Raw genomic sequence first — 12,378 nt, forward strand, 5'->3', positions numbered from 1 at the left:
TTGCCTCGGTCACGCCGTCATCGACAGCACGGCGAAGTCGCTCGAATCGTTCGAATTCCTGTTCCTTCAATCCTTCAGATCTCGGGGGCGAATCCATCACAAAGCCCGAGAAATTTCTTCGATTGTCGGATTCGACCGATGGTAAAATTCCATTATCCATAAGCGGTTGGTGGACTGGCGGCTTGCGTCTATGGAAATGCGCAAGGAACCCAGTTACACATCAAGGACTGTAGTGTCTGGTTCTTGGGGTCAGAGCGGAAATGCTTCGCCGTATCATCAGTGCCGTCCTGGCCGTCTCGATCGCGCTTCCGCAGGGCGCTTTCGCCCAGCAAGCGTTCTATTTCCGGCACACCGTGTCGAGCGTCGCGACCCCGACGAACCCCGGGACCCCTGGCGAAGAAGGGCCAGTCCGTGGCACCGGCGATCTCGCAATCTATCTTCCCGTCCAGGTCCGCGCACGGCTCGGCGTCCCTTTCTCGCTGCAGCTGACCGCGCAGAACGGCACCGGCGAAATCGCGTGGAGCAGCATTGGCACAGCGCTTCCAGCGGGCCTGACCTTCAATCCTTCGACAGGCCTGATCGCAGGCGTTCCGTCTCAGATCCAGAACTCGCCGGCCGCGCGCTTCAAGGGTGTCGATGCCAGCGGCAAGACCGGTGAGAGCCCGTCGCTGATCATCGACGTTCAGCCGGTCCCGACTGTCACCGTTCTGCCGAACTACACCGCAAAGACCGGCGATGCGGTCACCATCAACCCCACTGCTCGCCCGGTCTTTGGCTCCCAGAGCTGGTCGATCGCTGGTCAGCTTCCACTCGGCCTCAGCCTGAATCCGAACACCGGCTCGATCTTCGGAACGCCGCGGCAGCAGGGCACCTATCCGGGCCTGCGCCTTACGGTCACCGACGCTGACGGAGCCACCGGCTCGTCCGCCGAGTTCATGATCTCGGTTACCTCGACCATCCTGATCACGGGCCTGCCGAGCAAGGTCCCCGCGCGTCTGGCACGCGTCATCAATGAAGTGCGCCCGAATGCGAGCGGCACGCCGGGCCCCTATCGGTGGTCGGTTTCTGAGGAAGGCTCGCCGCTCCCGGCCGGACTGACCTTGAACGGCGCGACTGGCGTCATCTCGGGATCGGCCTCCGCCGCCGGCAAGTACGACAACGTCGCGCTCAAGGTCGTCGACAACACCACTGGTGCCTCGACGATCTCGCCGCCGGTCTCTTTCACCGTTGGCGAAGCGCCGACGATCGCGGTGAGCAGCGTCTACAATTTTCGTCGGGGCCAGAACGCCAAGCTGATGGTTCGCCCGCAGGGCAACAATCTGCTCGCCGGCGGCTACTGGTCGATGTCGCGCTCGATCCCGGGCTACGAATTTAGTCATGAATCCGGCACTCTCTTCGGTGACGTCGGTGTGCTGGCCTCTTACCCGGACATCACGTTCAGCGTGGTCGATCTCTTCGACGGCGCGAACGCGACTTCCGCTCCGACGACGATCAACATTCTCAAGGGCCTCTCGGTCACTGAGCCCTCGATCCCCGCTGCGCGCCTGGGGCAGCCGTTCACCGCCTCTGCTCCGCTAGTTGACGGCCTCGTCGGCACCGGTACGTGGAGCGTCGGTGGCAGCCTGCCACCCGGCCTGTCCATCGATGCCACGACCGGTGTGATCTCTGGTACGCCGACGGTGGTCGGCAACATGCAGACCTCTGTCCAGGTCCGTGACTCGCATGATGGTATCCAGGCCAGCTCGCGCCTGTTCAACATCAACGTCCGTCCGGCCGAAGAGCCGGTGCCGTTTGCAGTCTCGGATATCCCGGAAACGCTGCCTGCATCGACAACTCAGTTCTTCCGTTACACCCCGACGGTGAGCGGTGCGAAGGGGGCGGTTTCCTGGGCGGTCAACGGCTCTCTCCCGAGCTGGCTCCAGATCGATGCTGAAACTGGTGCACTGGTCGGATCGCCGACCGCCGTCGGCACGGTTCCGGGCCTCTCGCTTCGCGCCACCGACAGCAGCAACGGCGCCCAGGCTTCGTCGAACACCTTCGCGATCAATATCACGCCTTCGTCGCCTGTGACGGTGACGATGCCTGAGACGGTTTCTATGCGCGTCGCGGAAGAAACCACGACGGCCGCCCCGACCGTGACCGGCACGGGCGCTGAACCGATTTACTCGATCGTCTCTGGTCGCGTTCCCGAGGGCCTCGCCTTCGACAGCCAGACCGGACGCTTCATTGGCATGCCGATCGTGTCGGGCGACCTGCCTGGCCTGAGCATCCTCGTCACCGACCAGGCTGGCCGCTCGGGTGTCTCCAACAACTTCACCATCTCGGTTGGGGCCTCGAATACAAGCCCCACGGTCGCCATGTCGTCGCGCACCGCAACGACCGGCCAGGAGTTCTCCGCGACCCCGCAGCTGACCAACGCATTTGCTCCGCTGACGTGGAAGCTCGACTCCGGCGAACTGCCTTCGTGGGCGACGTTGAACACCTCGACGGGCGTCATCAGCGGGACCCCGCCAGTCGCTGGCATCAGCGGTGAGATCAGCCTGTTCGTGACGGATCGGTTCGGTCGTTCTGGACGCAGCGCTCCATTCACGATCTCGGTTGTCGATCTGCCGGTCTTTTCGGCCTCGATGGCGGCGAACCTCTCCGCGACGCAGGGAAGCACCTTCAGCGCCTCGCCGACTGTCGTCGGCGCCAAGGGAACCTCGTCCTGGTCGATCAGCGCGGGAAATCTGCCAGCGGGCCTCGCACTGCTTACGCAGAGCGGCACGATCATGGGCCTACCGACGACTGTGGGCACCTTCTCGGGCCTGGTCGTGTCCGGACAGGATTCGAGCGGCGCAACGACCTCGACCAAGCCGTTCACCATCACGGTTGGTCCTTCGCCATTGACGATGGAGCCGTTCAGCGAAGAGCTGATGGCTTATTTCAATGTCCCGTTCAACGCGCCAGCCGCGACGGTTCGAGGCGCCCAGGGCACGGTCGCCTGGTCGCTCGCAGCCGGGACGCTGCCGGCCTGGGCTACGCTCGATACCTCGACCGGGCGCATTAGCGGCACGCCGAACTCCCTCGCCGAGACGGCAGGGCTGCGCCTGCGCGTAACCGATGAGAACGGAACGAATGCCCAAACAACGCCTTTCAAGCTGACGGTTAAGCGCCCGACGCTGACGGCGACGTTGGATTCGTCCTTGAGCTTCCACATCAACAGCCCGATCGCGACCCCGGCGCCGGTGCTCGCCGGGGTGCTCGGCTCACCGACTTTCGCGATCACCTCCGGCACACTGCCGGCCGGCCTGACGCTCAACCCGTCGAACGGCGTGATCTCGGGCAATCTGTCGAGTTCTGTCTCGGCGACCAACCTCATCCTGACGGTCACGGATAGCTACGATCGGGCCACTGCCCAGACGAGCGCTTTCAGCATCTCGGTTCTCGGGGACCCTCAGGTCACAGTCGCCTCTGAATATCCGGGCGCGCGCGACGCTGCCTTCGCAGCCACTCCGTCGGTCACCAATGCTATTGGTCCGCAGACCTGGACGCTCGCCTCCGGGACGCTTCCGAGCTGGGCGACGCTGAGCACCTCGACCGGAGCCATCAGCGGTCGCCCGACCGCGATCGAAACGATCTCCGGCATCTCGCTTCGCATGACCGATGCCGCAGGCGGTGTCGCGACCTCGACGCCGTTCTCGATCGTCATCAGCTCCGGCCTATCCGCGGCGACTCCCTCGAACTACACCCCCCGCATCGGTGTCGCCTTCACATCGGAGGCCCCGCAGGTCTTCAACGCGAAGGGCACCATCAGCTGGTCGATCGACTCGGGGACCCTCCCGAGTTGGGCGACCCTCGACACGACCACGGGCGTGTTCTCCGGCACGCCAACCGCTGCGTCCAATCACACGGTCATTCTCCGCCTGACGGATTCCGCCGGCGGTTCGGCGACGGTTACGCCGATCACGATCGACACGAAGAATTCGGCGCAGATCGCGGTTGCGAACAAGTCCGTCCGCGTCGGCGCTCCGCTTACCTTCGAGCCCACCGTCACTGGCGCCGTCACGACGACGAGCTGGAGCGTCAACACCGGCACGCTCCCGGCGTGGGCTCTGCTCAATCCGTCGACGGGCGCTATCACCGGCACGCCTGAGGCGACTGGCGATTGGACCCTTTCGCTCAAGGTGACCGAGGCGGATGGCGCGGTTAGCACCAGCCCGAACTTCACGATCTCGGCTACTCCTGGCCTCTCGGTCGCGAACAAGGCGCCGAGCTACGGAGGACGTGTCGAGCGCGCCTTCAGCATGGCTCCAGTGACCATCAACGGCTCTCTCGGAGAGCTGGTCTGGTCGCTCGCACCGCAAGCCAGCCTCGTCCCTGGGATGACGCTGAACGGCGCGAACGGTGCCCTTGGTGGTACGCCGAGCAATGCAGGTGCGTTCACCGCAAACCTCATCGTTCGCGACAAGAGCGACCAGGCGACCCTCGCGGTCCCGCTCACCGTCCAGATCGCCGGAAAGCTCAACATCGCCGGCCCGAGCACGGTCCAGGTGCACGCCGAAGACACCTTCGCGAGCAACGCTCCGTCGGTCTCCGGCCAGCGCGGAACCCTGACCTGGACTCTCACCGGCGCAACCCTTCCGGGCTGGGCAACCTTCAACCCGGGCACGGGCACCATCACCGGTTTGGCGCCCGTGGATCTGACGACGGTCGGACCGCTCACGCTCACGGCAACCGACTCGGTTGACCAGGAGAAGTCCAACGAGCTCACGCTGTCGTTGCAGGTGATCGGCCGACTTGGCGTCGCCAATCTCCCCACCAGCTTCCTCGCTCGCAACGGTACGGCCTTCACCAGCGCTCGCCCCACCGCCGTCAATGCGGTTGGCGCTTCGAACTGGTCGTGGGGGCAGGGTTCCAACCCTCCGGCCTGGGTCTCGCTGAACGCCGCCACAGGCGTTCTGACCGGCACGCCGAATGAGATCACGACTAGCAGCGGACTGACGCTGATCGTGTCGGACACGACCGGCAAGGTTGCCTCGTCCGCTCCGTTCACGCTGACGGTCTACAACCAGCCGACCGTCACCGTCTCGACGGACACAGTGAAGAAGCGCGTCGGCGACGCGGTCTCCGTGACCGCGAATGCAACCGGCCTGGCTGGCACGCCGACGTGGTCTCTGGTGTTCCAGCCAGGCAGCGATCAGCTGCCTGCGGGTCTCACCTTCGACAACTCCACCGGCCGCATCACCGGCACGCCGACCGCGCCTGGCTCGTCGTTCTTCATGATTCGGGTGACGGACAGCAACGACCAGTCGGTCGCTGACTCTCCACTCGTTTCGCTGACCATCGGACCGCAGTTCTCGATCACAGGCCTGGGCAACTCCTACTTCGCCCGCATCGGCTCGTTCATCGACCTCGGTCAGCCGACGATCATCGGCCAGGCCGGTCCGACAGTGACCTTCTCGCTGGCGCTGACCAACGGCGCGCTGCCGCAGGGTCTCAGTCTCGATCCCGCCAACGGTCAGATCCGGGGCGTGCCGTCGACCAGCGTTTCGCCGACGATCGCGACTCTGACGGCGACTGATACCTCTGACTATGCGAGGGCGACCGCGTCCTTCACATTCGGTGTGATGCCGGACCCGTCGATCGGCAATGTCGGCAACGTCACGCTTCGCAACGAGACTGCAGTCGAGAGCAACGCTCTCGCGCCGACCGGCGGCAACCTGTTCTACCCGAACGCGGGCTACTGGACGATCAGCGGGAACCTGCCAAATGGTGTTTCGCTGAACCCCGCTACCGGTCGCCTGCTGGGCACGCCAACCGGCTATGCGACGCTTGCGACTTTCCCTGGCCTAACGCTGACGCTGACCGATACGACCGACAACAGGTCGACGACATCGTCGCCCTTCTCGATCACGGTCAATTCGGGTCTCGCGGTCACCACTGCGCAGCCGACCTACACCACGCGCGCTGGCGTTTCCTTCACGACGCAGGCGCCGACTGCCGTTGGTATCAGCGGGACCCCGATCTGGTCGATCGCGAATGTCAGCGGGAATCCTCGCCCGTACAGCATCAATTCCGCGACCGGCGCGATGGTTGTCACGCCGCAGGCGGGAGCCAGCGGCAACTGGGTCTACGCCCTGACCGTCAAGGACTCGCAGGACAGCCGGACGGCTTCGACTGAGGTCACGGCCACGGTTCTGCCGGCCACGACCATCAGCTACACCGCGAACTCGCCGATCACTCCCGGCCAATCGTTGACGCTGAACCCGACGGTCCGCAACAACCTGGGTGCGCTTCAGTTCTCGGTTTCCAGCGGGACCTTGCCGGCTGGTATCACGCTGGACGGCAGCACCGGCCAGATCAGCGGCTCTGCCTCTGTCAACGGAACGTCCATCGTCCGGGTTCAGGCGCGAGACACCGACGGCTACGTCGCGACCTCGGCGGACATCCGTATCGCTGTTTCGAACGCGCCTGACGTGTTCCTCGGTGAGATCCCGACCGCGAAGGTCGGCAAGCCCTTCACCCTGGTCCCGACCACGAACATCTCGACGGTCACCTGGTCCTTGACCGGGACGCTTCCGGCCGGCCTGACGTTCACGGCCGCAAACGGCTCCATCACCGGCACCCCGACGACGGCTGTCACTTCGGGGTCGCTCAAGATCAACGCGCTCAACACAGCGACGTCGATCTCGGGCTCGTCCGAGACCTTCGTGCTGGCGGTCGCTCAGCCGAACGTGATCTCGGTCGTCTCGGCGGCTCCGAAATGGCGCAAGGGTCTTGCATCGACGACACAGTTGGCTGTCGCCAACGCGGTCGGCGGGGTGACTTGGTCGATTTCGTCGAACGCGCTGCCCCCGGGCGTGACGATCGACTCCACCGGCAAGATCTCGGGCACTCCGACGCAGTTCGGCAGCTATGTGCCGGTCGTGAAAGTGGTCGACAGCGAGAATGCGGCCGCAACGCTCACGCACACGCTCGATGTCCAGGTCGGCCCGTCGCTGGTCTATCAGTCGGCGGTCATTCGCCCGGCTGTGAACAGCAACATCGTTCCGACCACGCAGAACCTCCTTGGAGCACCGACTTTCACGCTCAACGGCACCCTGCCGGCGGGGCTGAGCTTCAACACGTCGTCGGGCGCGATCACCGGTGTGCCAACCGGCCCGACTGCGAATGCTCCCACGCTCATCACCGTTCGCCTGACGGACAGCGACGGCGCGGTGGCAGAGGCGCAGCTCTCGCTCATCGTCAGCGAGAACGCCTTCGTCGTCGACGCCGGCGCCACGGCCTTCACCGCTACGGTCGGCCAGCCCTTCCGGCTGGCTCCTGTGGCCTACCTGCAGAACCAGACTGTCGGCCAATACGCTTCTTGGGTGATCTCGGGCCGCCTGCCACAGGGCTTGTCGTTCGACGCCATCACCGGTGTCGTGTCCGGCACGCCCACGGTGCTCGCGGTCGGTGCAAGCTCTTTCAGCATCCAGGCGACCTATAACTATCAGTCGGCAAGCACACCGGAGCTGACCCTCACGGTCTCCGACCGCGTGATCCCGACGGCGTCGTTCGATGCCAACGCCTACACGGTCCGCCGTAATGCGCAGCTCGACATCCGCCCGACGTCGCAGAATACGATCGGCGGCGTGATGTGGTCGGTCATTTCCGGCGCGCTCCCTGCGGGTGTTGCCATCAATGAAACTACTGGCGCGCTCTATGGCGCTCCGACGGTGAATGGCACGTATCAGCTTGCGCTGCGCGTCTCTGATTCCTCGAAGACGGCGAACACCCAGACGATCACCATCACGGTTCAGGATGGTCTCGATGCGGCCGTCACCGAGGTCAGCTCCAACAATCGCGTCGGCAAGGTCTATCTCGCCAACGCGATTGCGACGGGCGCCAGCGGGACCGTGACGTGGAGCCTGATCCAGGGTCCCTTCCCGTCGGGTCTCAACCTGAATGCGGCAAACGGCTACATCACGGGTACGCCAGGGCAGGCGGGCAGCTTCCTTGTGAAGCTTCGCGCTACGGACGCCACCGGTGCCTCGAAGGACGTCAGCTACACGATCACAGTGGGCGCTGCTCCGCAGATCGCATCGATCTCGGCACTCTCCGCGGTGGCAGGCAAGGCGTTCTCCTTCACGCCGACCGTGACCAATGCTGTTCCCACTCTGGTCTGGGAAGTCATTGGAACGCTGCCCGCCGGTCTCTCTTTCAACAACGGCACTGGAGCGATTTCCGGCACCCCGACCACCGTCGGGACCGGCTCCGAGATCCGTCTGCTTGTGCGTGACGGGGACGGCCTTACGGCGACTTCGCGCTCGTTCGCGATCGCGGTCACGGCGGATTCCGCCTCGTTCTCGGTGGCGATGCCGTCGATCGTCTACACGAAGCAGGGCGCGTCGATTTCCGTCGCTCCTACTCTGACGGGGGCCACCGGCGCCTCGCAGAGCTTCACCCTTCAGTATCTGAGCACCTACTGGAACAACGCGCCTGCGTCGGCGCTTCCGGCGGGCCTGACGTTCAATGCGACGACCGGAACGATTTCCGGCGCACCGACGACGAATTCAGTCCAGCCTTCGTACCGGATCGTTGCAGTCGATAATCGATCCCCGTCGGCCGTCACGGCAACCAGCAACCAGTTCACCATTGTGGTCGAAGCCTGGGAGCCCATGAAGGTCTCGACGGCGTCGAAGTTCGACATCCAGCGCGGACAAGCGTTCTCGATGGCGCCGACCATCACCGGCAATGTCGGTGCGACGACCTACGCGTTGTACGTTGCCCAGAGCGGAAGCCTCATCGGGGCGACCGCATCCCATCTTCCAGCGGGCATCACCTTCAACCCCGCCAACGGTACGATCAGCGGCACCACCTCCGTCCAGAGCGTGCCGGCGACGACATTCGCGATCTACGCGGTCGACTCCCGGTCCGTGGCCGCGTTGTCGAACCAGTTCACGCTTTCGATCCAGAACTGGGAAACCGGCAAGATCATTTTGCCGTCCAATGTGACGGTGGCCCGTGGGCAGCCCATCGAGATTGTCCCCACCCTTCAGGGTGTTTCCGGCACGATTGCGAACTGGTACCTTTACGGTCTCTCGGGAACCTCCACGACGAATATTGGTAGCGGAAGCGTCGTTCAGGGCATGACCTGGTCGAGCGCCACCGGCGCCTTCGGAGGCACTCCGATTGGTGCAGCCCCCTTCTTCCAGTCTTACCGCCTCTATGCGACCGAGAATCGGAACGGCCAGAGCATCCAGATCTACTCGAACCAGATGGTGATCACGGTCGCGGACTGGGCGAAGCCGGCTGCCACGGTCGATCAGACGGTTCAGATCCGTCGTGGCGTTCCGGCGACGATCACGCCGACGATCACCGGCGTTGTGGGGACGTTGAACCCTGTGCAGCTTCAGGGCTTCAACGGGAGCTACTACACAACTGCGACCCTGCCGCAGGGCCTCACGATGAACGCCGTTACGGGCGTCATCACCGGGACCCCCGTCACGACGTCCACTCCCAACGCGCTCTACCGATACATCTTCACGGAAAACCGGAACGGGATCGTCCAGACCTTCTATTCGAACGCGTTCTCGATCGCGATCGCGAATTGGGACATGCCTTCGGTGGCCTATCCGGAGCGAACGGACTGGGTGATCGGCCAACCGCTGACGATTGATCCAGTCGTTTCGAACGTCGAAGGCAGCACGGCCTACACGCTGTATTACTTCACCGGGTCAACCTGGGCTGCCTCCAACGGAACCACATATCTGGCCGCGGGGCTGTCCTTTAACCCGCAGACGGGTCGCATTTCCGGCACGCCTACGGTCGCGACCTATGGCACCGGCATCTACTTTGTGCAGTTGAGAGAAACCCGCTCGGTTAACGGAACGAGCGTCGACAACACCGTGTCAGCGAGGAACTTCAAGCTCGCTGGTGCCGCCGCGAGTTCGGCGCCGAAGCTCGCCTACGGGACGAACAACACCATCGTGGCGACCGCGAACGAACCCCTCGACGTCACTCCGGTCCTTTCCGGCGCGGCTTCGGTGACTGGTCCCTATACCCTGACCTACGGCCCTATCCCGTCCCTGACGGGCGGGAAGGAATACTATAGCAGCGCGTTGCCGAGCGGCGTCAGCTTCGACACGACTACCGGCAGGTTCAGCGCGGCTCGCATTCAGCAGACGGCTGGCGGCAACTGGCACGGGTATAAGGTCTGCGGGCCCACGGCGGCAGGGCAGGCTTGCGCCGACGAGGTGACCTTCAAAATCGCTGATCGTCCTCTGGTGACGGTCGAGATGACGCCTTACATCGACGGGACGCGGCGCCAGTCCCTCAGCGTAACTCCGTCCGTCAGCAATGCGGTCGGCGCGGTGAGCTGGCAGCTTTTCACCCAGCGGACCTCACCAAGCGCGGCCAGCAACGACGATCAGATGCTGACCACGCTGCCGGCTGGGCTGAGCTTCGATACCAGCACCGGAACCATCTCCGGAACGCCAACCGTCATCGGCAATTTCCGAGGTTACAAAATCGCGGCGAATGATAGCCAGGGCGCCACCTATCGCGGCATGACCCAGGAGATCATCATTCGCATCGCGGAGATGGAGCCCTTCACGCTGAAGGCGCCGTCGCTGCTGGAGATCACGGCGGGAGACAGCGTCGATGTTCGACCGACCATCTCGGGCAACTTCGGCTCGGTGACGTGGGACAGCGCGATTTCGACGACTGCCAACTACACCCAGACTGATGGCATTGGCACGATCAAGCAGACGTCCCTCCCAACGGGGCTGAGCTACAGCGCCGGGTCACTGACTGGAACTCTGTCGGCGCAAGCGCCGGAGGGGAACTATCGCGGATATCGCATCTGCGCGACCGACAGCATTAATCGGGCAGCTTGCACGGACGAAATCCTGATCCGTGTCCTGCAGCGCCCAGCGCTCACCGTGAAGGTGCCAACCTATGTCACGGTGAGGCCCGGTGAGGCCGTGTCGCTGGTTCCAACGGTCGAAAACGGCTTCGGCACGATCACCTGGAACAGTTCCCTCAGCGCAGGCACCGCGCCGGTGGCCGACGGTCAGGCGGGAGACTTCAACAAGGGCACCCTTCCGGGCGGGCTCGTGTACAACCCGACGGACGGCTCGATCACGGGAACGATCCAGGTGAATGTGACCCCTGGCCGATACCGCGGCTACAAGGTCTCAGTCAGGGACGTCCGCAATGTGCTGACTTTCTCTGACGAGATCATCGTCGAGGTCGTTGCCGCGGATGCCGCCCGGATTCAGGTGCCGACCATGACCGACGCGGTGCGTGGGCAGCCGGTCACGATCCAGGCGACGGCTACGACGCCGCTTGGGCCGTTCACCTTCGGCGCGAGCCTCAGTGCTGGAACTTCCAGCGTCCAGGATGGAGCGAACGGCGACTTCGTGAAGAGCTTCCTGCCTTCGGGTCTGGTCTACGATCAGGCGACGGGCACGATCTCGGGAACCGTGGCCGTTGGAGTGACGCCTGGTCGCTACCGCGGGTACAAGATGAACGGATCGGACCGCCGCGGACAGTTGGTCTTCAGTGAAGAGATCATCATCAACGTGATGTGACAAAAAGAAGGGGCGCCGCGAGGCGCCCCTTCTGATTTCCAGCCTGCGCTAAGCAGCTCAGCCGTTCTTGAGATTGACCGCGCTCTCCTTGCCGGAGCGCTTATCCGCCTCAAGGTCGTAGGAGATCTTCTGACCATCCGAGAGCTCGCGAAGGCCCGAACGCTCAACAGCGCTGATGTGCACGAAGACGTCCTTGCCGCCGGCGTCCGGCGTGATGAAGCCGTAGCCCTTCGTTGCGTTGAACCATTTCACGGTACCGGTCGCCATTCTCAATCCTGTCGCGCTGTAGAGGTGGGTTGCGGGCGCAGCCTAGACTCAGCCGGCCGGATCTGTCGACCCAAGGCCTGAAGACGCCGATCTTTGAAACTTTCGAGGTCGCATGACAGGTCTATTGGGAAGCGAGGGACCCCATGGGCAACAGCATCAACTTCCTGGACGCCGGCGCCGAGGTCGATATCGGTCCACACGGCTACTCCAGCAGGATGGTCGTCTATCGAAACGATCTCGCGGACGAGAAGGCTCTCACCGAGGCCGGTGTCACGCACGCCTATGCCAAGTTTGCGCTATCCGCCCCGCACTTCTTCGTAGGCTTCTCCTCGGACCCCGACGGCGCCGGCGCCTGGCAGGTTCTGCTGCTTGATGCCGACCAGGCTGCTCGGTATCCCGTCGGAGCTGAGACCGAGTTCCACTTTCAGAAATCGCGCGAGATCGGCTTCGGGACACTGATCGCGATCACGTCCGATCCGGCTCCTGCGATGACGCCCTGAGCCAGCCTTTGTGCCTTGCATCCCGGCGCTGGATCTTCAGCCTCGAAAGAGGT

At 63.9% G+C, this 12,378-nt stretch carries 3 protein-coding genes; 2 read left to right on the top strand and 1 reads right to left on the bottom strand.

All coding sequences use genetic code 11. The annotated features are described in order from the left end of the window. Positions 1 to 260 precede the first annotated feature (260 nt). Entirely contained in the window at positions 261 to 11,558 is an 11,298-nt protein-coding gene (locus ACODTJ_RS09880; protein ID WP_488848411.1) for a beta strand repeat-containing protein, read from the top strand. 57 nt (positions 11,559 to 11,615) lie between these two features. Here ACODTJ_RS09880 and ACODTJ_RS09885 read toward each other — a convergent pair whose 3' ends face one another. Beyond that, on the bottom strand, positions 11,616 to 11,825 hold the full coding sequence (locus ACODTJ_RS09885; RefSeq protein WP_488848413.1) for a cold-shock protein: 210 nt from the start codon (positions 11,823 to 11,825) through the stop codon (positions 11,616 to 11,618). Between the two features lie 143 nt (positions 11,826 to 11,968). Here ACODTJ_RS09885 and ACODTJ_RS09890 point away from each other — a divergent pair, with 143 nt between their 5' ends. Further along, on the top strand, positions 11,969 to 12,325 hold the full coding sequence (locus ACODTJ_RS09890) for a hypothetical protein (protein ID WP_488848415.1): 357 nt from the start codon (positions 11,969 to 11,971) through the stop codon (positions 12,323 to 12,325). Positions 12,326 to 12,378: the final 53 nt, after the last annotated feature.

This window comes from Allobosea sp. FG18 (genome assembly GCF_057809495.1).